The following is a 21,811-nucleotide window of genomic DNA, read 5'->3' on the forward strand; positions in this document are numbered from 1 at the left end:
CCGGGCCGGGGCCGCAGGCGCCGTCCGCGGCCGGGCACCGTGTCACCCGGACGGCCGCGCGCCGACTGCGCCGGGCCCGCGCCGGTGATCCCCTGAGGGGGACCGCGCCGCACACCGGCGCACCGACCACCCGGGGGTACGGATGCAGCCCGACGCCCCCGGAGACATACCCGCCCCGGCCCCCCTGCCCGACCAGCGCGCCGCAGCCCCGGCACGGTACCGCCGGACGGCCCGCCCCGGCGGCCCGAGCCTCCTCGCCCCCGGCGCGGCCCGTGACCCGTACCGGCTCTACCGGGTGCTCCGCGAGAAGTACCCGCTCAGCTACGACGCCCCGCTGGGCGCCTGGCTGATCAGCCGGTACGACGACGTGGCCACCGCGCTCACCGGACCGGCGTTCACCGGCTTCCCGCACGACGGTGCGCCCCGCGGCGGCCCCGCGCCCCTCGGCCTCTGCCACGGCAACGCCCGCTGCCTGCCGCGCGACCGGTACGCGGTGGTGACCGGCTCCGTGCCCCGTCATCTGGCCGAACGCGTCGAGCGGACCGCCTATGTGCTGGCCCGGCGCATCGCCGGACGCCGGCAGGCCGATCTCGTCGAGGAGTTCTGCCACTGGCTGCCCGCCGGCACCGGCCCCTACCGGACAGGCACGGGGAACTCCACGCAGGCCGACGAGGGGCCCTGCACCCGGCACACCGGTCTGCGCGAGACGGCGCTCGCCTCGTTCCTGGCCAACCTCCTGGACGACCCCGACCTGCTGGCCGCCCTGCGCGTCGAACCGGCACTCGCCGGCCGGGCCTGGACGGAGTCACTGCGCCGCGACCCGCCCGTCCAGGTGGTGCTGCGGCGCACCCTCACCGACGTCACCCTCAGCGGTGGCACCCTGCCGGCCCGCGCCCCCGTCGCCTGCCTGATCGGCGCGGCGGGCCGGGATCCGGAACGGTTCGCCGTACCCGACCTGTTCGACCCCTTCCGCCGCGACCAGGACCGCACCACCACAGGCCCGGCGGGCTGCCCGGCCGTGGTGCTCGGGCGGCTGGAGGCGGAACAGGGTCTGCGCGCCCTGCTGGACGCGATGCCCCGGCTCCGCTGGGCCGACGGATTCAGGCCCGCCGCCACCGGCCTGCTCACCCGGGGCCCGCGCTCCCTGCTGGTACGGCCCGGCTGAGCAGCGCCACCGGCCGCTCCGCGAACAGCTCGGCCACCGCCACCGTGCCCCCGGAGAACTCCCGGCCCGGTGTCAGCAGATCCCGCCACACCCCGTCGTCCGGCAGTGCCAGCTCCGTCCCGCGCCAGCCGCCCTCATCCGCCAGCCGCAGCGACAGCCGGGTCACCGCTGTGACCGCCTCGCCCGAACGGCAGAAGGCCAGACAGTGCCCGGCCGCCGGACCGGAGGCCGCCAGCGGGGTATACGTGCCCGACTCGCCGAACACTCCGGGGCGCTCGCGCCGCAGCCGCAGCGCCGCCACCGTGAGCGCCTCCTTCTCGGAGGCGGGCGCGCCGGCGGCGGGCCGGCCGAACGGCCGCCGGTTGTCCGGGTCGACCAGCGCCAGGTACTCGCGCTCGGTGCCCTGGTAGAGATCCGGCACCCCGGGCATCGTCAGATGCACCAGCGCAGCGCCGAGCACATTGGCCCGCACATGCGGGGCGAGCCCGGCCGCGAACCCGTCCAGGAGCGCCCGGACCGGACCGGTCCCGGCGGCCGGACCGGCGGCCACGAAGTCCGACATCGCCCGCTCGTACACCGGATCCGGTTCGGTCCAGCTGGTGAAGAGCCCCGACTCCCGCACCGCCTTCAGCAGCGCGGGCTCCAGCCGCGCCGCCTGCTCCCCGGCCGGGAACCCCACACAGCCGAACGCGGTCTGCCACGCCTGCCAGGCCAGCTGCGGGTCGGGGGCGGCCGGGGCCTTCCGGGCCAGCTCCGTCACCAGCTGCGACCACTGCCGCGGGCACTGCGAGAGCACCGCGACTGCGGCCCGGACATCGGCGCTGCGCTTGGTGTCGTGCGTGGTCAGCGCCGTGCCGGTGGCGGGCCAGTCCCGTGCCAGCCGGGTGCAGAACGCATGGAATTCCTCCGGCGCCACCGCCGGCCTGCCCGGATCGCCGCCCACCTCGTTGGCCGAGACCAGCGGCACGTACCGGTAGTACGCGGTGTCCTCGACCGACTTGGCCCGCAGCGCGGAGGCCGTCTGCGCGAACCGGGCGCAGAACGCGGCCCGGTCGCCACCCTCGCCGAGCCGCCCCAGCGCCAGGTCGCGCACCACATCGACGGCGGACGCCTCCTCCCGCACGGCGAACGCCGCCTTGGCATCGCTCACCGCCGACGCGTCGAGCGCCGCCTCGGCCGACTCCGTGCAGGGGCCGCCGGCCGTCACGTACGGCCGGTAGACCGGCACCCGGACCAGCAGTTCGCGCACCGCGGTGTGCAGCGCCCACGGGGCGTGGTCGCGCAGCGCGGGGTCCCCGGCGCAGACGCGTGACGCGAGCCGGGTCAGCAGTGCGGTCTCGGCGGCCAGCTCATGGGTGACGACGCGGTATGCCGCCCGGCGCACGGTCGCCGTCCAGTAGCCTCCCCGGTCGCCGGCCGGGGAGGCGGACTCGCGGTAGTGGCCGAGCAGTTCGGCGGCGCCCACCGGGTCGGCGAAGAGGCCGTCGATCCGGTGCAGCGCGTCGTACCCGGTCGTCCCGGCCACGGCCCAGCCGGCCGGCAGCGGCTCGGGGCCTGTGAGGATCTTCTCCACCACCGTCCAGGCACCGCCGCTCGCCGCGGAGAGCCGCTCCAGATAGGCGGCCGGGTCGGCGAGTCCGTCGGGATGGTCGATCCGCAGGCCGTCGACGGTCCCGTCCCGGAGCAGTTCGAGGATCTTGGCGTGGGTGGCGGCGAAGACCTCCGGGTCCTCCACCCGCAGCCCGATCAGCTCCGAGATGGTGAAGAACCGCCGGTAGTTCAGCTCGGTCCGGGCCAGCCGCCACCAGCCGAGCCGGTAGTGCTGGGCGTCCAGCAGCTCGGGCAGGCCGAGCCCCGCGGTGCCGGCGCGGAGGGGGAACTCCTGCTCGCCGTGGCGCAGCACGTCTCCGTCGACGCGGAGCCCGCCGATCTCGTCGCCGAGCCGTCCGCCGAGCACCGGCAGCAGGATCTTTCCGTCGCCCGCCGCCCAGTCGATGTCGAACCAGCCGGCGTAGCGGGAGCCCGGCCCCTCGCGAAGGACCTCCCACAGGGCGTGATTGTGCCGGGGGTCGGCCGCCATGTGGTTGGGCACGATGTCCAGGATGATCCCGAGTCCGTGCTCCCGGGCGGTCCGGGCGAGCCGCCGCAGCCCGTCCTCGCCGCCCAGCTCGGCGCGTACCCGGCCGTGGTCGACGACGTCGTAGCCGTGCCGCGAGCCGGGCACGGCTTCGAGGACCGGGGACAGATGCAGATGGGAGACGCCGAGCGTGGCGAGGTACGGCACGGCGTCCTCGGCGGCCGAGAACGGGAAGTCCGGCTGGAGCTGGAGCCGGTACGTGGCGGATGGCGTCATGGGGACGTTCGTACCCAGATCCGGGCCGCCTGTGTCACCCCGTCGCACACAAGGGCTCGACCGGCGGCCCCGTACACCGCACGCCTTCCCCTACGCGGGCCGCTGGAGCACCGCCATGCTCCGGCCCACCAGCGTCACCCGATCGCCCCCCGTCACCTTCGGCCCGGCGCCGGGCAGCACCCCGACGGGGCGCGCGGTGTCGACGACCACATGCCACTGCCGCCCGTGGTTGACCGGCACGGCGAACTCCAGCGTCTCGGCGCTCGCGTTGAACATCAGCAGGAAGGAGTCGTCGGAGATCCGCTCGCCGCGCGGGCCCGGCTCCGAGATGGCGTGCCCGTTCAGAAAGACCGTCAGCGCCTTCGCATGCGCGGCCCCCCAGTCCCGCTGGGTCATCTCATCGCCCTCGGGCGTGAACCAGGCGATGTCCGACAGCTCGTCGTGCGTGCCCTCCACCGGCCGGCCGTGGAAGAACCGGCGGCGCCGGAAGACCGGATGGTCGCGGCGCAGCCACACCATGGCCCGGGTGAACTCCAGCAGGCTGCTGCCGAGCCCGTCGGCGCCCGGCGGGTCCGTGTCCTCGCCGTCGTCCGCCGCCGCCTCGGCCGGGTCCGGCCAGTGCACCCAGGACAGCTCGCTGTCCTGGCAGTAGCCGTTGTTGTTGCCCAGCTGGGTGCGGCCGAACTCGTCACCGTGGCTCAGCATCGGCACCCCCTGCGACAGCATCAGGGTGGCGACGAAGTTCCGCATCTGCCGCTCGCGCAGCTCCAGCACCTCGGGCCGGTCCGTCTCGCCCTCCACGCCGCAGTTCCAGGACCGGTTGTGGCTCTCGCCGTCCCGGTTGCCCTCGCCGTTGGCGTCGTTGTGCTTGTTGTTGTACGAGACGAGGTCGTGCAGGGTGAACCCGTCATGGCAGGTGGCGAAGTTGATCGAGGCGAGCGGCCGCCGGCCGTCGTCCTGGTACAGGTCGGACGAGCCGGTCAGCCGTCCGGCGAACTCGGCCAGCGTCCGGGGCTCACCGCGCCACAGGTCTCGCACCGTGTCCCGGTACTTCCCGTTCCACTCCGTCCACAGCGGCGGGAAGTTCCCCACCTGGTAGCCGCCCTCGCCCACGTCCCACGGCTCGGCGATCAGCTTCACCTGGCTGACCACCGGGTCCTGCTGCACCAGGTCGAAGAACGACGACAGCCGGTCCACTTCGTGGAACTGACGGGCCAGGGTGGCCGCCAGATCGAACCGGAACCCGTCCACATGCATCTCGGTCACCCAGTACCGCAGCGAGTCCATGATCATCTGGAGTACGTGCGGGGAGCGCATCAGCAGGGAGTTCCCGGTCCCCGTGGTGTCCATGTAGTAGCGCTGGTCGTCGGTCAACCGGTAGTACGAGGCGTTGTCCAGGCCCCGGAAGGAGAGCGTCGGACCCAGGTGGTTGCCCTCCGCCGTGTGGTTGTAGACCACGTCGAGGATCACCTCGATGCCCGCCTGGTGCAGCGCCCGTACGGCCTGCTTGAATTCGAGCACCTGCTCGCCCCGGTCGCCCCAGGAGGCGTAGGCGTTGTGCGGGGCGAAGAAGCCGATGGTGTTGTAGCCCCAGTAGTTGGCGAGCCCCGCGTCCGCCAGCCGGTGGTCCTGCACGAACTGGTGCACCGGCATCAACTCGATCGCCGTGACGCCCAGCTCCGTAAGATGCGCGATGACCTCCGGGTGCGCCAGCCCGGCGTACGTACCGCGCAGCTCCTTCGGCAGCCCCGGATGAAGCATCGTCAGGCCCTTCACGTGGGCCTCGTAGATCACCGTGCGGTGGTAGTCCGTACGGGGCCGCCGGTCGTCGCCCCAGTCGAAGTACGGATTGACCACGACCGACGTCATCGTGTGCGGAGCCGAGTCGAGGTCGTTGCGCGCGTCGGGCCGGCCGAACGGATAGCCGTACACCGCCTCGCCCCACTGGATCTGCCCGGCGACCGCCCGCGCGTACGGGTCGAGGAGCAGCTTCGCTGAGTTGCAGCGGGCGCCGCGCTGGGGCTCGTACGGCCCGTGGACCCGGAATCCGTACCGCTGCCCGGGCATAACCCCGGGCAGATACGCGTGGCGCACGAAAGCGTCGGTCTCCCGGAGTTCCACCGCTGTCTCGGAACCGTCGTCGTGCAGCAGGCACAACTCGATTCGGTGGGCGGCCTCCGAGAAGACCGCGAAGTTGGTCCCGGCGCCGTCGTACGTGGCACCGAGGGGGTACGCCTGTCCCGGCCAGACCTGCATAGATTTCGACTCTTCCACTCTGATGCGGTCGCCTGGGGAATGCGGGCTCCCTGGCAGATCTTCCCCGAAAGAGCGGCCCTTACCTAGGACCGGCCGTCAAACGGGGGGCGGCGTCGCCCTGGGCCGGTCAACATCGGGCCCTCCGTGTCGCCCGGAACCGGAATTCGGCGGCCCCATCCGGCCGGCTGTCCGGTATGCGGCTTGCCATGGGGTGTTTAATCACTATGAATCCGCTCACTACGGCAGATCTCGTCTCTCGGAACAGGCTTGTGCCGTAGGGGAGTTGAGTAATCAGCCTGTGCATCCGGCTGCACCGGCTCCCGCTCCCGGAGTACCCTTCCTTGATCGTTGGTGGGGGAGCGGAAGGCGGTGTGCGGGTGAGCTCGGGAGGGTTCGAGCTGCCCCCAGGTGACGCTGGTCACGAGGGGGACTCCACCGCTGTGCCGCCCGGGGCGGTGTCGCTCGCCCAGCCTCTGGAGATCGGCGCGGAACTGGACTGGGGCGCGGACGCCTGGAGTGAGGTGCGCACGCGTGCGCAGCGGGCCGGGCGTGCCTATATCTGGCTGAATCTCGTGGAACAGCGGCTGCGCGCCGTGGTGGCCGCGGTGCTCCGGCCCATCTACGAACCGGTCCACGGCGAGGACTGGGTGGTGGCCGCTGCCGGCCCCGCCGGGCAGGAGTGGGTGCAGCGCGCCGTCGCCGTGCGCGAGGTCTCCCGCCGCAAGGGCTATCTGCTCGACCCGGCCGACGACAACGTGCTGAGCTTCCTCACGCTGCCCCAGCTGCGTGAGCTGATGGTTCAGCACTGGCCCTGTTTCGAGCCCTACTTCGACGACCGCCGCGATGTGGAGCTGGCACTCGACGAGCTGGAGGTCGCCCGGAACGTGGTCTCCCGCAACCGCGCGCTCAACGAGGCGGTGCTCGCCCAGGCCGAGCGGGCCTCCGCGCGGCTGCTGGAGATCCTCGGCAGCGGCGCCGCTGTGCCCTCCGCCGACCGGCTCCCCGTCGACGCCGTGGAGGAGCTCGTCGGCGACCGGTACGCGGACGTGGTCTCCGTCCATTCCGACCGGGTGCGGCTCCAGCGCCAGCTGCCCGCCGAGGACCTCTTCGGGGGTGCCCGCAGGCTGGACGCGATCGGCATAGGGCTCAATCTGCTGGTGCAGAACTTCTCCGGCCGCCGGCTGATCCGGCTGGCCGAGACGGGCTGCCGGATCCGGCTGCTCTTCATCAACCCCGCCAGCAGTGCGGTCAAGCGCCGCGAACGGGAGCTGGGCCTCAAGAAGGGCGAGCTGAGCCGGTCGGTGGAGATGAACATCCTCCATATGCGCCGGGTCCGCTCCAAGCTCCGCGATCCGGGCGCCTTCGAGATCCATGTCTTCGACGAGACGCCGCGCTTCACCGCCTACCTGGTGGACGGTGACGGGGCCGACGCGGTGGGTGTCGTCCAGACGTATCTGCGCCGGGCCCGCGGCATGGAGGCGCCCGTGCTGGTGCTCCGCGGCGGCGGACGTGCGGTGGTCCGGTCCGGGCAGGACAGCGAGCACGGACTGTTCGAGACGTACCGCGAGGAGTTCGAGTCCGTCTGGACGGACTCCCGGCCGGTCTCCTGAGGGGCCGTCCACCGGCGTTGTCAGTGGCCCGTGCGAGGGTGGTCGTCACCTGGGGGAAGCACCACGAAGGAGGTACGGGATGAGCTGGCACCGGCATGAGCTGGTCGGCTTCGACCTGGAGACGACGGGTACGGAGCCGCTGGAGGCCCGGATCGTGACGGCCGCGGTCGTCCGGGTCGACGGCAGCGACGGCGAGCCGGCGGACCGGCACACCTGGCTGGCCGATCCGGGGATCCGGATCCCCGCACAGGCCTCGGCGATCCACGGCATCAGCAGCGAGCGGGCGGCGGCGGAGGGCCGGCCGGTGCGCGAGGTGGCCGACGAGATCGCCGACACCCTGACCGGCTACTGGCGCCGGGGCGTGCCGGTCGTCGCGTACAACGCCGCGTTCGACCTGACGCTGCTGACCGCGGAGTTGTACCGGCACGGGCTGCCGTCCCTGAGCGAGCGCCTGGGCGGCGCGGGGATCGGGCCGGTCGTGGACCCGTACACGATCGACCGGGCGGTGGACCGCTACCGCAAGGGCAAGCGCAATCTGGAGGCGGTCTGCGTCGAGTACGGCGTGGTGCACGGCGGCGCGCACGACGCGGGGGCCGACGCGCTGGCCGCGGTGCGGGTCGCGTACGCGATAGCCGCGCGGCACGGCTCGGTGGCCTCGCTGTCGGCGCCCGAGCTCCACGAGCGCCAGATCGACTGGTACGCGGAGTGGGCCGCCGACTTCCAGCGGTTCCTGCGCCGCAAGGGCGAGGCGGACGCGGTGATCGACGGCCGCTGGCCGGTCCGGGAGCCGGTGCCGGTCTCGGGCTGAGGGCGCGTCCGGTTGCCCGGCCTTCGGCCGTGCTGCGTCCTCAATCGCCGGACGGACTTGATATGCCGGTCTTGCCGTTTGCCTGCAGGCAGGGGATGGCGCGGCCAAGATCGTGCGGGTCGGGGTTCTTGCCTGCAGGCAGGCGGCAACCTGAGCCAAAATCAAGCCCGTCCGGCGATTGAGGACAGCTCGTCAGCCCGTCCGGCGATTGGGGACACCGCGCTCACCGGCGCGCGCCCGGTGAGCCGCGCCTCAGAACGGGTACCACCGCACTCCCGCGTCACCGTCCCGCAGCGACGCCACCCGGCGGCGGAACTCCACGAGGGCCTTCGGGTTGGCCGGTGCGTGCTGCGCGACCCACGCACAGCTCGCCGTCTCCCGCGCCCCGCGCAGCACCGCGCAGCCGTCCCACTCCCGTACGTCCCACCCGTACGCCGAAGTGAACGCGTCATAGGCGTCCGCCGCCAGCGCGTACCGGTCGCGGGACAGGGCCAGTACCACCAGATCGTGCTCGCGCAGATCCGTCGAGAAGGTCTCCAGGTCCACCAGGACCGGCCCGTCCGGACCGACATGGACATTGCGCGGCAGCGCGTCGCCGTGGATCGGGCCCGGGTCCAGGTGCGGCACCAGCGCGTCGGCGGCCGTCGCGAAACCGTCACGCCGTTCGCGCAGATAGGCGGCGTCTGCCGGGTCGATCGCGTCGCCCGCCAGGCGCAGCCAGCGCTCGACCCCGCCCAGCAGCTCCCGGCGGGGGAGGGCGAGACCTTCGGGGGCCGGCAGCGCGTGCACCGCGGTGAGCAGCGGCGCCAGATCCCTCGGCTCGGCGGCCCGCACCGCGTCGGGAAGCCGGTGCCACAGCGTGACCGGGTGTCCCTCGACCAGCCGCGCGGTGGGATCGGCGGCCCGTACCGCCGGGACGCCGGACGCGGCGAGCCACTGCGCCACAGCCACCTCGCGCTCGGCCCGCACCCGCAGCTCCGGACTCCGTACGGCATCCCGGCCGATCTTGACCACCAGGTCGCCCACGGCGAACACCGCGTTCTCGCCCAGCGCGAGCAGCTCCGCGTCGCCGGGGTGCCCGGCAGCGGTCAGTACCTCGCGCGCTCGCATCTCGTTCATGGATCCGATTTTCGCATCTGTGCAGGTTGCCTTGACGAACCGGCGGCGCCTCAGCACGATTACGGAGGCCACCTGAGCGGCCAGAACGGTATCAAGCCGGTCGAATGACGCAAAGGGGGTCCATTCATGACATTGGCGAGTGCAACCGTGCAGCCCGGACGGCACGGTCCGCCGGGCGGTCCGCACGGCAAGGGGTCCGCGGGGGTCGACAGGAACGCCGGTACCTGGTTCCTGGTGCTGCCCGCCCTGATCCCGATCCTGGTCCTCAGCGTCGGGCCGCTGCTCTACGGCATCGTGCTGGCCTTCACCGACTCGCAGTCGGGCCGCACGAGGTCCACCCAGTGGGTCGGCGTACTGAACTTCCAGGACCTGCTGCACGACGGACTGTTCTGGGACTCGTTCCGGATCGGTCTGGTGTGGGCGGTCGGTGTCACCGTCCCGCAGTTCGTGCTGGCTCTCGGTCTGGCGCTGCTGCTCAACGAGAAGCTGCGGATGCGGTGGCTTGCGCGGGCCCTGGCGATCATCCCGTGGGCCATGCCCGAGGTCGTCGTCGGCATCATGTGGCGGCTCGTCTACAACCCGGACGCCGGAATCCTCAACGAGACCATCCGTGATCTGGGGTTCGGTGACGGCCGTGACTGGCTGACCGGCCTCGCCACCGCGCTGCCCGCGGTGATTCTCGTCGGGGTCTGGGCCGGGATGCCGCAGACCACGGTCGCCCTGCTGGCCGGTCTGCAGAACACCCCGCACGAACTCCACGAGGCGGCCGCACTGGACGGCGCGGGCGCCTGGCGCCGTTTCCGCACCGTCACCTGGCCCGCGCTCAGACCGGTCGCCCTTTCCATCACCGCGCTCAACTTCATCTGGAACTTCAACTCCTTCGCCCTGGTCTACGTGCTGACCAACGGCGGCCCCGGCGGCCGTACCCGGCTGCCGATGCTCTTCGCGTACGAAGAGGCCTTCCGGTACGGACAGTTCGGCTATGCCGCGGCGATGGGCTGTGTGATGGTCGCGGTGATCTCCGTGATCCTCGCCGTGTACCTCGTGGGCCGGCTCGGGGGAGGCGAGGACCGATGAGCATGCGTACCCGCAGGTCCGTGCGCGCCGGACAGTACCTCGCGCTGCTGTGCTACCTGGTCTTCCTGGCGTTCCCGTTCCTCTGGCTGATCTCCACCGCCTTCAAACCGGCGCCCGAGCTCGGCTCCCTGCACCCCACCTGGATTCCGCACCACCCGACGCTCGACAACTTCCGGGCCGCCTTCGACGAGCAGCCGCTGCTGCAGGCCGCCGCCAACTCGCTGACCGCCGCCGTCTCGGCCGGGATCATCGCGGTCGTCATCGCCACCCCGATGGCCTATGTGATGGCGCGCCACCGCTCGCGGCTCTCCGCCGCCGCCACCGGCTGGGTCGTGGTCAGCCAGGCGTTCCCGTTCGTCCTGCTGATCATTCCGCTCTTCCTGGTGCTCAAGTACCTGCATCTGATCAACACGCTGTGGGGGCTGATCATGGTGTACGTCGTCTGGTCGCTGCCGTTCGCTCTGTGGATGCTGGTCGGATACGTGCGGGCGGTGCCGCCCGAACTGGAGGAGGCGGCCGCCGTCGACGGCGCGAGCCGGCTGCGTACGCTCGTCTCGGTCACCGCCCCGCTGCTGGCACCCGGGATCGTCGCCACCGCGCTCTTCGCCTTCATCACCGCGTGGAACGAGTTCTTCTTCGCGCTCGTCCTGCTCAAGACACCGGAGAAGCAGACCTTGCCGGTCGTACTGACCCACTTCCTCGGCGCGGAGGGTGCGAGCGACCTGGGGCCGCTCGCCGCCGCCGCGTTCCTTGCCACCCTTCCCTCGCTCGTCCTCTTCGCGTTCATCCAGCGGCGGATCACGGGCGGCATGCTGGCCGGGGCGGTGAAGAGCTGATGCGGGCAGTGGCACGTACGGCAGCCGCGGCGGCCACCGCGCTGGCCCTGCTGCTCACCGGCTGCGGCGGGGGAGACGGCCGGACGGACGGCACGGTCAGGCTCCGCTTCCAGTCGCTGGCCTGGCAGAAGGAGTCCGTCGACGCCAACAAGCAGCTGGTGAAGGAGTGGAACGCGAGCCATCCCGATGTCCAGGTCCAGTACGTCCAGGGCAGCTGGGACAGCGTCCACGACCAGCTCCTCACCTCCTTCGAGGGGGACGAGGCACCCGACGTCATCCATGACGCGTCCGACGACCTCGCGGACTTCGCCTACGGCGGCTATCTCGCCGATCTGCGCGCCCTGCTGCCGGACCGGCTGGCCAAGGACATCCCGCGGCAGAGCTGGAGCACCAGCACCTTCGACGGCGGTGTCTACGGGGTGCCCTTCCTTCAGGAGCCGCGCGTCCTGATCGCCAACACCAGACTGCTGAAGGCCTCGGGGGTCCGCATCCCGACCCCGGCGAAGCCCTGGAGCTGGACGGAGTTCCGGCAGGTCACCAAGAAGCTCACGGGCAAGGGCCGTTACGGAGTCGCCTGGCCACTCAAGGAGCCGGTATCGGTCACGCTCAACCTCGGCCTCTCGGCCGGCGGCGAGATGTTCCACCGCGGCGCCGACGGAAAGGTCACGCTGGCCGTGGACGACGGCGACCTCGTCGTCCCCGACACCATCCACGACCAGGTCAACACCGACCACAGCGCCGCCCGTACGGCCCTCGGCATGGGCGGCGGTGACGCCCTTCCCGGTCTCTTCGGCGGCAAGTACGCCATGGTGCCGCTGGGATTCTCCTACCGCCAGCAGGTGGTCGAACAGGCCCCGAAGGGCTTCGAGTGGACGGTGCTGCCCGCCCCGGCCGGGAGCGCGGGCCTGGCCCAGGGGGTGAGCCCGCAGACCCTGTCCGTCGCCGAGGACAGTCCGCACAAGAAGGAAGCCGTGGAGTTCATCGACTTCCTGCTGCGGCCGGCGAACATGGTGCGCCTCGCCAAGGGCGACTGGATGCTGCCCACCGGCAAGGAGGCGCTGGCGGACCCCTCGCTGCACACCGCCGACCGGGGCTGGGCGACCGGTGCCGCCCTCGCGGGGGCACTGCGCTCCGCGCCCGCCCAGTCCGTGCGCGGCTACCCCGAGTGGAAGGACAAGGTGGCCACTCCCGCGTTCCAGGAGTACTACAGCGGCGCGATCGACGCGGCCGAGCTGAGGAAGCGTCTGGTCCAGGACGGGAACCGGGTGCTGGCCCGCTACCAGCGCTGACGGGTCCGCCGGCCCCTTCCCGTCCCCCGCGAGCCGGGGGACGGGAAGGGGCCGCGCCGCGCCCGGTTCGAACGCAGGGGCGGATTCAGGCCTTCTCCTCCCGCTGTCTGCCGGGCCGACGGGCGCCGTCGCCGTCCCGCGGACGGTCGTGTCCCCGAGGCGCAGGATGCACACCCCTTGCACGTAAAGGGCGTTGGGGGGTCGCACGCCCGACTTGGGCGCCCCTGGCCGGTTTCTTATTACGAAAGCTTGTTGAGTAAGTCACAGACGTATGAAGGTCTTGATCTGAGCGCGTCAATGGGCGAGGGTTTCGAGCCAGCCCCCGGAGATCTTCCGGCCGAGGGCCAATCCCCCCACAAAAGAATGACGAGGAGACCCCTCTTCATGGCAATTCACAAGCGCGCACGCGGTTTCAAGCTCACCGCCGCCATCACCGCCGTGGCCGCCGCAGCCGGAGTCACCCTGCTGGGCAGCTCCATGGCCGGAGCGGCACCCGCCCCCGCCACGGGCAAGATCTACGGTGCCGACGCGGCAACCGCCGTGTCCGGCAGCTACATAGTCATGCTGGACCACAAGGCCGACAAGTCGAAGCTGGCCAAGGAGTACGGCGGCAAGCTGAAGCGCAACTACAGCTCCGCCATCAACGGCTTCTCCGCCAGCGGTCTTTCGCAGACCGAGGCCAAGCGGCTCGCCGCCGACCCGGCCGTCTCCAAGGTCGTCCAGAACAAGAAGTTCCACGTCGACGCCACCCAGGACAACCCGCCGTCCTGGGGCCTGGACCGCATCGACCAGGCCGAGACCGCCGGCGACAACGCGTACAACTACCCGGACAGCGCGGGCGAGGGCGTCACCGCGTACGTCATCGACACCGGTGTCCGTATCACGCACGAGGAGTTCGAGGGCCGGGCCAGCTACGGCTACGACGCCGTGGACGACGACGACAACGCCGACGACGGCTACGGTCACGGAACCCACGTGGCCGGCACCATCGCCGGCGCGACGTACGGCGTCGCCAAGAAGGCCAAGATCGTGGCCGTCCGGGTCCTCGACGACTCGGGCTCGGGCACCACCGAGCAGGTCGTCGCCGGTATCGACTGGGTCACCGAGAACCACGAGGGCCCGTCCGTCGCCAACATGAGCCTCGGCGGCGGCGTGGACGAGGCGCTCGACGCGGCGGTCCAGAAGTCCATCGCCTCCGGAGTCACCTACGGAGTGGCCGCAGGCAACGAGTCGGGCGACGCGAGCGAGAGCTCCCCGGCGCGCGTCCCGGAGGCCATCACGGTCGCCTCGTCCACGGTGGACGACGAGCAGTCGTCGTTCTCCAACTACGGCTCGCTGGTGGACCTGTACGCCCCGGGTTCGGACATCACCTCGGCGTGGAACGACAGCGACACCGGCTCCGACACCATCTCCGGTACGTCCATGGCGACTCCGCACGTCGTCGGTGCCGCCGCCCTCTACCTGGCGGGACACCCGGACGCCGCCCCGGCGGACGTCTCCTCGGCGCTGACCGACGGAGCCACCCCGGACGCCATCAGCAACGCCACCGAAGGCACGGCGAACAAGCTGCTGAAGGTCGTTGAGTAACAGCACCGCTCGCTGACCGGCGGCCCCCGCGCCCTCCCCCACGGGGCGCGGCGGCCGCACGGCGCGGGGTGATCGTCCTATGGTGTGCCCATGACGATGTACGCGGCGCTGCTGCGCGGGATCAACGTGAGCGGCCACCGGAAGATCCCGATGGCCGAACTCCGCACCCTGCTCACCGGACTGGGCCACGGAGACGTCCGCACCCACCTGCAGAGCGGCAACGCCGTCTTCAGCAGCGAATCGGACGACGAGAACGCACTCGCGGCGGAACTGGAGCAGGCCATCGCGGAGCGGTTCGGCTTCGACGTCCCGTGTCTGGTCCGGGACGGCGGCTATCTCGCGGCCGTGGCCGCCGCCTGTCCGTTCCCCGCCGCCGAGCTCCAGCCCAGGGAGCTCCACATCACCTACTTCGACCAGCAGGTCGACGAGACCCGCTTCGCCCCGGTGGACGCCGCGGCATTCCTCCCCGAGGAGTTCCGGCTCGGCGAACGCGCCCTCTATCTCCACGCCCCCGGCGGTCTTGGCGGCTCCAAGCTCGCTGCCGCGCTCTCCCGCCCCTCTCTCACCAGGGGCCTCGTCGCAACCTCACGCAACTGGAACACGGTCACCAGACTCGTGGAGATGACCGGGGGCCACGCGTGAACGAGCCGTCCCCGGGCGTGGCCGCGGCGGTCGAGGGCGAACTCCGCCTCCTCGACCCGCTGGTGCGTGCCTCCACCGAACTCCTCGTCCAGGTCCTGCACCCCGAATTCCACGAGGTCGACTCCACCGGCCGCCACTGGGACCGGGACACGGTCATCACCTCGCTGATCACGGGCACCGCCCCGCGCCCCGGGCCGCTCACCGCCTCCCGGATGCACGGGACCCAGCTCGCCGACGACCTCGTCCACGTCACCTTCGACACCGAGGCCAAGGGGAAGCGCGCCCACCGCAGTTCACTGTGGCGGCTCACCGGGACGGGCTGGCTGCTCTACTACCACCAGGCCACGCCCTTCATCACCGAACCGGCGGCCGGCGGATGAGCACCCCGGTCAGCGACGTCCGGCCCGCTGGGCCCGCGCCGTCCACCGGCCGTCGGTGCGGGCGATCCGTACCGGATGACCGAAGCAGTCGCTGACCTGCTCCGTGGTCAGCACCCCGTCAGCGGGCCCCGAGGCCACACACCGCCCGCCGCGCAGCAGCATCGCATGCGTGGTCGAGGCGGGCAGCTCCTCCAGATGGTGCGTGACCAGCACCGTCGCCAGCTCCGGGTGCTCCTCGCGCAGCGCGTCCAGACTGTCCAGCAGCTGCTCCCGGGCCGCCAGGTCAAGACCGGTGGCCGGCTCGTCGAGCAGCAGCAGCCGGGGCTGCGGCATCAGGGCGCGGGCGATGAGCGTACGGCCCCGCTCGCCCTGCGACAGCGCGGGCCAGCGCGACTTCTCCTTGCCGCCCATGCCCAGCATCTTCAGCAGCCGCTCCGCCCGCTCCCGCTGCTCCGGGCCGGCCGACCGGCGCGGCACCGGCTCGACCGAGTTGGTCAGCCCCGTCAGCACGACCTCGTCCACCGTCAGCGGGGAACGCAGCGGATGGCGCGGGTCGACATGCCCCAGCAGCGTCCGCAGCTCCCGCAGATCGACGCGTCCGATGGTGCGGCCCAGCACCTCGACCGCACCCCGGGTGGGATGCCTGATCGCGCCGAGCAGCCCGAGCAGGGTGCTCTTGCCCGCACCGTTGGCGCCGAGCAGCGCCCAGTGCTCGCCGCCGTGCACGGTCATCGAGACCGAGTCGAGCAGCACCTTGCCGTCCCGAACGAGAGTGACGTCGTCGGCCCTGATCACCGGAACCGGGGCCGTGCGGGACGGAGAGGCGAGGGCGGCTGTGGTGGTCACGTGCGGGTACTCCTTCATGCGGATGCGAGCGCCTCCAGGAGGCTCATGTCCTCGGTCGACAGCGGGATCTCCCGGGCCCCGAGATTCTCCGCGAGATGCACGGGCGAACCGGTGCCCGGGGTCGGGCAGAGCGCGGGGGAGTGGTGCAGCAGCCAGGCCAGGGCGATCTGCCCGCGGGTGGCACCGTGACGTTCCGCGATCCCGGCGAGCGCCGCGGCGCCTTCGCCGGCCAGGGTGCCGTTCGCCAGCGGGAACCAGGGAAGGAAGGCGAGGCCGTGGGTCTCGCACACCTTCAGTACCGCGTCCGACGAACGGTCCAGGAGATTGAAGCGGTTCTGCACCGAGGCGATCCCGGTCAGGGAGAGCGCCTGCTCCAGCTGTTCGGCGGTGAGGGTGTCCAGACCGATGTACCGGATCTTACCCTCCTGCCGCAGTGCATCCAGAGTGCCCAGTTGCTCGGCCATCGGCACCCTCGGATCCAGCCTGTGCAGCTGGTAGAGGTCGATCCGGTCCGTCCGCAGCCGGCGCAGACTCCCTTCGCACATCGCCCGCAGCTGCTCGGGCCGCCCGGTGATGCGCGTGGTGCTGTCACTGGTGCGCACGACGCCGCCCTTCGTCGCGATCACCAGATCGTCGCGGTACGGGTGCAGCGCCTCGGCCACAAGATCCTCGGCTACCCAGGGGCCGTAGTTCTCGGCCGTGTCGATCAGGGTCACGCCCCGGTCGACGGCCGCCCTGAGCACGGCCAGCGACTTCTGCCGGTCGGCGGGGGGACCCCAGTAGCCGGGGCCGGTCAGCTGCGCGGTGCCGTAGCCGAGACGGCGCACGGGCAGTTCGCCGCCGAGGAGAAAGGAGTCGTCGGGGGACCGCAATACGGAGGACATGGGGAAACAGTAGTCTGGATGGCGGATACAACTTCCGGCCCGGGGGACCGCCTAGCCGTCACGGTGACGCCACCGCCCGAGCCGCGGCCGTGCGGAGGAGCGGGATGCGCTACGTCATCGTGGGAGCGGGCGCCGTCGGCGGCGCCATCGGCGGACGGCTGGCCGAGGCCGGCCACTCCGTGGTGCTCGTGGCCCGTGGGGCCCACTACGAGGCACTGCGCTCCGGCGGGCTCCGGCTCACCACCCCCGACGGCACCCGCACCCACCACCTCCCCGTCGTCGACGGACCCGAGGCGCCGGCCCTGACCCCCGACGACGTACTCGTGCTCGCCGTCAAGACGCAGGACAGCGTCGCCGCACTCGATGACTGGAGCACCCGGCCGGTGGCGGGCGGCGGCACGGCGGGCGAGCGGCTGCCGCTGGTCTGCGCGCAGAACGGGGTGGAGAGCGAACGCCTCGCGCTGCGCCGTTTCGACCGCGTGTACGGCATGTGCGTCTGGCTGCCCGCCACCTTCGTGGAGCCCGGCCGGGTGTCCGCGGCAGGCAGCCCGCTCACCGGCATCCTGCACCTGGGCCGCTACCCGTCGGGCACCGACGACACCGCCCGGCGGATCTCCGCCGACCTGGAGAGCGCGAAGCTGCTCGCCCCAGTGGTGGCGGACGTGATGCGCTGGAAGTACGGCAAGCTGCTCTCCAACCTGGCCAACGCCGTCGAGGCGGCCACCGGTCCGCTCGCGGGGGATGACGCGATCGGCCTGTTCGAGCGGGCGCTGGCCGAGGGGCAGGCCGTGCTCGCGGCGGCCGGTATCGACGCGGTCGGCCGGCAGGAACAGACCGAGGTGCGGGGCGACCGGATCCGCTTCGAACCCTTCGACGGCTCCCCGCGCGGCGGCGGCTCCTCCTGGCAGAGCCTCAGCCGCGGCACCGGCACGATCGAGGCCGACTACCTCAACGGCGAGATCACACTGCTCGGCCGGCTCCACGGCGTACCCACCCCGGTCAACGACGTGCTGCGGCGGATCGCGAACACCTGCGCCCGCGAGCGCCGGGAGCCCGGCTCGATGTCCGTCGCCGAGCTGACCGCACTGGTCGACGCGGCCGTCGAGGAGCCGCTGTCGCCTTTTTTCAATACCCCGGGCGGTCACCGGGCCTAGCGTGCTGTGCATGAAGACCGAGCACGCCCATATGACCGAATGCGCCGCCGAGGCGGCCCGGGTGGCCCGCGCCGTGCGCGCCGGCCAACTCGACAACCCCCGGACTCCGTGTGCCGGCTAGGACCTCCGTACGCTCATCAACCACTGGGTGCTCTACACCTCGCACGGCATGGAGCACCGCGCCCTGCGCACGGAGCTGCCCGGAGAACTCGTCGCCCGTGACTTCACGGCGGACCCCGACTGGGCCGAGAGCTACGCGGCGCAGCTGGACCGGGCCGTCGCCGCCTGGTCGGATCCGGTCGTCTGGGAAGGCAGCATCGGGGAGGGCGACATGGCGTCCCCGGCCGCCGACACCGCCGCGATGCTCATCGAGGAGATCGCGCTGCACGGCTGGGACGTGGCGCGGGCCACCGGCCAGGAGTTCCGGCTCTCCGACGGGGCGGCCGGCTACGTCCTCCAGGTCGTGGAGAAGACCGCCGGGCTCTACCGGCAGTACGAGGGCTTCGCCGCCGAGATCACCGCGGACGGACAGGTCTCCGGCTTCGAGCGGGCGCTGGCCCTCAGCGGACGTGACCCGCAGTGGACGGCCGGGTGAAAATGGCCCAGCCTGACCGGCGTTGAATGGCCCGCAGGACTGCGCCACCGGCTGGCTACGCTCATGCCATGACCACTCACCGCAGCCCGGCCCCGGGCAGGCCCGTCGTCGACTTCTGGTTCGACCCGGCCTGCCCGTTCGCCTGGATCACCTCCCGCTGGATGCTGGAGGTGGAGCAGCAGCGAGACATCGAGCTCCGCTTCCACGTGATGAGCCTCTACCTGCACAACACCGGCAACGAACTCCCCGACTGGTACCGGGCTCTGGTCGACAAGTCGATCGGACCGGTACGGGTCGCCGCCGCCGCGGCCGAGCAGCACGGCGACGGCGTCCTGCGCGATCTGTACACCGCCTACGGCACCCGGATCCACCAGCAGAAGAACGAGGACTTCGACGAGGTGGTCGCCCAGTCCCTCGACGAGCTGGGCCTGCCCGCCGCACTGGCCGCCGCCGCGCACACGCAGACATACGACGAGGCGCTGCGGCGCAGCCACGACGCGGGCAAGGATCCGGAGGCGGACGGATACGTGGGCACGCCCACCATCCACGTCGACGGGACCGTCTGGTTCGGCCCGGTGCTGCGGGCCGTGCCGCGCGGCGAGGAGGCGGCGCGGCTGTTCGACAGCTTCCGGGTGCTCGCCGGCTACGAGGACTTCTTCGAGCTCAAACGCACCCGCACGGGCAGCCTCGACGTGGGCTGAGCAACGGCCCGCAGGCCGGGCTATGCGCTGAGTGATGCCATCCGGGCCGCCGGCACCCGTGCCTCGTCGTACCGGTCCAGCAGCAGCCGCGCCAGTTCCGGCGACGGCCCCAGCACCCCGGCCAGGACATCCGCACCGGCCTTCGCCGCACCCGTCGCGATGCGGTCCGGGAGGCGGCCGGGCGCGATCACGTAGGGGGCCACCGCCACCCGGCGTACCCCCTCCGCCCGCAGCGCCCGTACCGCTTCCTCGGTGCGCGGATGGGATGCGGAGGCGAACGCAGGCCGCACGGAACACCAACCGGTGTGCCGCAGCTCCCGCGCGATTTCAGCGATCACTGCGGTCGCCTCCGGGTCTGTGGAGCCCGCCGAGGCCAGGACGAGCCCGGTCGAGCCTCTGTCGCCGGGGCGGACCCCGGCCTCGTACAGCCGCCGCTCCAGGGCGGAGTTCAGCAGCGGGGACGGGCCGAGCACCTCGGCCTGGCGCACCCGCAGCCGGGGAAGCCTGCCGCGGGCCTCCCGCAGCACCGCCGGGATGTCGGACTTGGCGTGGAAGGCCCGGGTGAGCAGCAGCGGAAGCGCCACCACGTCATCCGCACCCTGTCCGGCCAGCCGCTCCAGGACCCGCGGCACCGACGGCGCGTTGAAGTCCAGGAACCCGGTCTCCACCCGCAGCCCCGGCCGCAGCGCCCGTACCCGCCCGGTGAGCGCGTGCACGGTCGCGGCGTGCCGCGGATCGCGGCTGCCGTGGGCGACGACGAGGAGGACCGGAGCAGTCATGACAGGACTCAGTTCTTGACGAGGAGGCCGCGGCTGCGCAGCACCCACCGCTCCAGGGGGCTGAAGATGAGCAGGTCGATGGCGATGCCGACGATCAGGATCAGGAAGATGGCGAGGAAGACCATCGACATGCTGCTGGTCTCCCGGCCCTGCTCCAGCAACTGGCCGAGTCCCACGCCCAGATCGGGCGAGGAGGCGATGATCTCGGCGGCCATCAGCGAGCGCCAGGAGAACGCCCAGCCCTGCTTCAGCCCCGCCAGGTAGCCGGGCAGGGACGCCGGAAGCACGATGTGCCAGGTACCGCGCAGCCCGGTGGCGCCGAGTGTCTGGCCGGCCCGCAGATGCAGCGGCGGGATCTGGTCGACACCGGCGACGAGGCCGTTGGCGATCGACGGGACGGCGCCCAGCAGGATCACCGCGTACATCATCTTGTCGTCCAGCCCGAGCCAGATGACCGCGGGCGGCACCCACGCCACCGACGGCAGCGACTGGAGACCCGAGAGCACCGGGCCGATCGCCGCACGCACCACCTTGACCCGCGAGACCAGCAGCCCGAGCGGGGTGCCGATGACGAGCGCGAGGAGGAAGCCGAGCAGACCGCGCGAGACGCTGGTCCAGATGTAGCCGAGCAGGGTGCCCTGGGCCCAGGCGTCGGACACCTCGTCCCAGACGTGGGACGGCGGCGGGAGCTTGTAGTCGTCGGTGACCTTCGCCCAGATCAGGATCTGCCAGAGGATGAGCACCAGGGCGACGGCCACCACCGGCGGCAGCACCTTCTGCACCAGCACCTGGCGCACCGGGGTCCGGGTCACCCGCACCGCGTCGAGAGCGTCGAGCCCCGCTTCGAGGCCGGCCATGTCCCGGGAGGCTTCCCCGGGAACGCCGTCCTCGGCGGCGCTGCCCTTGGCGGTGGTCTCAGTGCTGGCCATGTCGGCGGATCTCCCCACGCAGTTGTTCGGTGATCTCGACGGAGAGCTCCGCCACGGCGGTGTCCTCGATGCGGCGCGGCTGCTCGATGTCGACCGTCCACTCCCGGGCGATCCGGCCCGGCCGAGAGGAGAGCAGCACGACCCGCTCGGCGAGCCGGACCGCCTCCCGCACGTTGTGCGTGACGAAGAGGACCGAGACGTTCGTCTCGCGCCAGATCCGGGTCAGCTCGTCATGCAGCACATCCCGGGTGATGGCGTCGAGTGCGGCGAACGGCTCGTCCATCAGCAGCAGTTGACTGTCCTGGGCGAGCGCACGGGCCATCGCCACCCGCTGGCGCATACCGCCCGAGAGCTCATGCACCCGCTTGCCGTACGCCCCGCCGAGGCGGACGAGTTCGAGCAGCCGCTCCGCCTCGGTGCGACGCTCCGACTTCGGTACGCCGCGCAGCCGCAGCGCCAGTTCGATGTTCTTGCCCGCGGTCAGCCACGGGAAGAGGGCGTGCTCCTGGAACATCAGGGCCGGCCGCCCGCCGGGGGTCTCGATGGACCCCGCGGACGGGCGGTCGAGCCCAGCCACCAGATTGAGCAGCGTCGATTTGCCGCACCCGGAAGCTCCCAGCAGGGTGACGAACTCGCCGGGAGCGACATCGAGGGTGATGTCGTCCAGGACGAGCTGCTGCCCCTCCGGTCCACCGAAGGACTTCGAGACGTGGTCGAGACGGGCCGCGTGCCCGACCGCCGTACGGTCCTCGGCCTTGGTGAGCGTGGTCGTGGCCATGGTCGTCACCTCCTGGGAGATCC

Annotated in this window: 19 protein-coding genes and 1 pseudogene; 12 read left to right on the plus strand and 8 right to left on the minus strand. The window is 71.8% G+C overall.

Translation table 11 applies throughout. From position 1 onward, the window contains the following. Positions 1 to 142 precede the first annotated feature (142 nt). Positions 143 to 1,165: a cytochrome P450 gene (locus tag ACFVW8_RS18175; RefSeq protein ID WP_389691060.1), complete on the plus strand. Its 1,023-nt coding sequence runs from the start codon at positions 143 to 145 to the stop codon at positions 1,163 to 1,165. Here the strand turns inward: ACFVW8_RS18175 and treY are convergent. Then, entirely contained in the window at positions 1,125 to 3,518 is a 2,394-nt protein-coding gene (gene treY, locus ACFVW8_RS18180; protein ID WP_389691062.1) for a malto-oligosyltrehalose synthase, read from the minus strand. The two genes, ACFVW8_RS18175 and treY, sit on opposite strands and share 41 nt — an antisense overlap. A 90-nt stretch (positions 3,519 to 3,608) precedes the next feature. Further along, positions 3,609 to 5,774 (minus strand): glycogen debranching protein GlgX, encoded by a 2,166-nt coding sequence (gene glgX, locus ACFVW8_RS18185; RefSeq protein ID WP_389691064.1) that lies wholly within the window; start codon positions 5,772 to 5,774, stop codon positions 3,609 to 3,611. Between the two features lie 377 nt (positions 5,775 to 6,151). Here glgX and ACFVW8_RS18190 point away from each other — a divergent pair, with 377 nt between their 5' ends. Together ACFVW8_RS18190 and ACFVW8_RS18195 are read left to right on the plus strand one after the other, a co-directional pair. Next, positions 6,152 to 7,384, plus strand: coding sequence for an SAV2148 family HEPN domain-containing protein (locus ACFVW8_RS18190; RefSeq protein ID WP_389691066.1), 1,233 nt, complete (start codon positions 6,152 to 6,154; stop codon positions 7,382 to 7,384). 79 nt (positions 7,385 to 7,463) lie between these two features. Next, complete coding sequence (locus ACFVW8_RS18195) at positions 7,464 to 8,192, plus strand: 3'-5' exonuclease (protein WP_389691068.1); 729 nt, start codon at positions 7,464 to 7,466, stop codon at positions 8,190 to 8,192. Between the two features lie 252 nt (positions 8,193 to 8,444). Here the strand turns inward: ACFVW8_RS18195 and ACFVW8_RS18200 are convergent, their stop codons facing one another. Beyond that, positions 8,445 to 9,311 (minus strand): phosphotransferase enzyme family protein, encoded by an 867-nt coding sequence (locus tag ACFVW8_RS18200; RefSeq protein ID WP_389691070.1) that lies wholly within the window; start codon positions 9,309 to 9,311, stop codon positions 8,445 to 8,447. 126 nt (positions 9,312 to 9,437) lie between these two features. Here ACFVW8_RS18200 and ACFVW8_RS18205 point away from each other — a divergent pair, with 126 nt between their 5' ends. The 6 genes from ACFVW8_RS18205 to ACFVW8_RS18230 all read left to right on the plus strand — a co-directional run bounded on the left by ACFVW8_RS18205 (position 9,438) and on the right by ACFVW8_RS18230 (position 15,122). Continuing rightward, positions 9,438 to 10,388, plus strand: coding sequence for a carbohydrate ABC transporter permease (locus ACFVW8_RS18205; protein ID WP_389691072.1), 951 nt, complete (start codon positions 9,438 to 9,440; stop codon positions 10,386 to 10,388). Next, the gene (locus tag ACFVW8_RS18210) at positions 10,385 to 11,224 is read left to right on the plus strand and encodes a carbohydrate ABC transporter permease (RefSeq protein ID WP_389691074.1); all 840 of its coding nucleotides are present in this window, start codon (positions 10,385 to 10,387) and stop codon (positions 11,222 to 11,224) included. Before ACFVW8_RS18205 ends, ACFVW8_RS18210 begins: the two co-directional genes overlap by 4 nt. After that, complete coding sequence (locus ACFVW8_RS18215; RefSeq protein ID WP_389691076.1) at positions 11,224 to 12,513, plus strand: ABC transporter substrate-binding protein; 1,290 nt, start codon at positions 11,224 to 11,226, stop codon at positions 12,511 to 12,513. The genes ACFVW8_RS18210 and ACFVW8_RS18215 overlap by 1 nt, the downstream gene beginning before the upstream one ends. Before the next feature lie 384 nt (positions 12,514 to 12,897). Next, positions 12,898 to 14,100: a S8 family serine peptidase gene (locus ACFVW8_RS18220; RefSeq protein WP_389691078.1), complete on the plus strand. Its 1,203-nt coding sequence runs from the start codon at positions 12,898 to 12,900 to the stop codon at positions 14,098 to 14,100. Between the two features lie 90 nt (positions 14,101 to 14,190). Further along, positions 14,191 to 14,742, plus strand: coding sequence for a DUF1697 domain-containing protein (locus tag ACFVW8_RS18225; RefSeq protein WP_389691080.1), 552 nt, complete (start codon positions 14,191 to 14,193; stop codon positions 14,740 to 14,742). Beyond that, complete coding sequence (locus tag ACFVW8_RS18230; protein ID WP_389691082.1) at positions 14,739 to 15,122, plus strand: DUF4440 domain-containing protein; 384 nt, start codon at positions 14,739 to 14,741, stop codon at positions 15,120 to 15,122. Before ACFVW8_RS18225 ends, ACFVW8_RS18230 begins: the two co-directional genes overlap by 4 nt. Before the next feature lie 9 nt (positions 15,123 to 15,131). Here ACFVW8_RS18230 and ACFVW8_RS18235 read toward each other — a convergent pair whose 3' ends face one another. Both ACFVW8_RS18235 and ACFVW8_RS18240 read right to left on the minus strand, forming a co-directional pair. Then, complete coding sequence (locus ACFVW8_RS18235) at positions 15,132 to 15,968, minus strand: ABC transporter ATP-binding protein (protein WP_389691084.1); 837 nt, start codon at positions 15,966 to 15,968, stop codon at positions 15,132 to 15,134. A 14-nt stretch (positions 15,969 to 15,982) separates the two neighbouring features. Then, positions 15,983 to 16,852 carry an aldo/keto reductase gene (locus ACFVW8_RS18240; protein WP_389691086.1) on the minus strand — a complete coding sequence of 290 codons (870 nt, stop codon included), beginning with the start codon at positions 16,850 to 16,852 and terminating at the stop codon, positions 15,983 to 15,985. A 104-nt stretch (positions 16,853 to 16,956) separates the two neighbouring features. Here ACFVW8_RS18240 and ACFVW8_RS18245 point away from each other — a divergent pair, with 104 nt between their 5' ends. The 3 genes and pseudogenes from ACFVW8_RS18245 (at position 16,957) to ACFVW8_RS18255 (ending at position 19,302) form a co-directional block, all read left to right on the plus strand. Continuing rightward, entirely contained in the window at positions 16,957 to 18,006 is a 1,050-nt protein-coding gene (locus tag ACFVW8_RS18245; protein WP_389691088.1) for a ketopantoate reductase family protein, read from the plus strand. Positions 18,007 to 18,016: 10 nt separating this feature from the next. After that, positions 18,017 to 18,601, plus strand: a pseudogene (locus ACFVW8_RS18250) (TIGR03086 family metal-binding protein). 68 nt (positions 18,602 to 18,669) lie between these two features. Further along, on the plus strand, positions 18,670 to 19,302 hold the full coding sequence (locus tag ACFVW8_RS18255; protein ID WP_389691090.1) for a DsbA family protein: 633 nt from the start codon (positions 18,670 to 18,672) through the stop codon (positions 19,300 to 19,302). 20 nt (positions 19,303 to 19,322) lie between these two features. Here the strand turns inward: ACFVW8_RS18255 and ACFVW8_RS18260 are convergent, their stop codons facing one another. From ACFVW8_RS18260 to ACFVW8_RS18270, 3 genes are read right to left on the minus strand one after another with little or no spacing between them, the layout of a single operon-like run. Continuing rightward, positions 19,323 to 20,081, minus strand: a complete 759-nt coding sequence (locus ACFVW8_RS18260) for a sirohydrochlorin chelatase (protein WP_389691092.1) — start codon at positions 20,079 to 20,081, stop codon at positions 19,323 to 19,325. A gap of 8 nt (positions 20,082 to 20,089) precedes the next feature. Beyond that, positions 20,090 to 21,010 (minus strand): ABC transporter permease, encoded by a 921-nt coding sequence (locus tag ACFVW8_RS18265; protein ID WP_389691094.1) that lies wholly within the window; start codon positions 21,008 to 21,010, stop codon positions 20,090 to 20,092. Then, positions 20,997 to 21,788, minus strand: a complete 792-nt coding sequence (locus tag ACFVW8_RS18270) for an ABC transporter ATP-binding protein (protein ID WP_389691096.1) — start codon at positions 21,786 to 21,788, stop codon at positions 20,997 to 20,999. The genes ACFVW8_RS18265 and ACFVW8_RS18270 overlap by 14 nt, the downstream gene beginning before the upstream one ends. Between the last annotated feature and the right edge of the window lie 23 nt (positions 21,789 to 21,811).

The organism is Streptomyces sp. NPDC058221, assembly GCF_042882365.1.
In the GTDB taxonomy this organism is placed as follows: domain Bacteria; phylum Actinomycetota; class Actinomycetes; order Streptomycetales; family Streptomycetaceae; genus Streptomyces.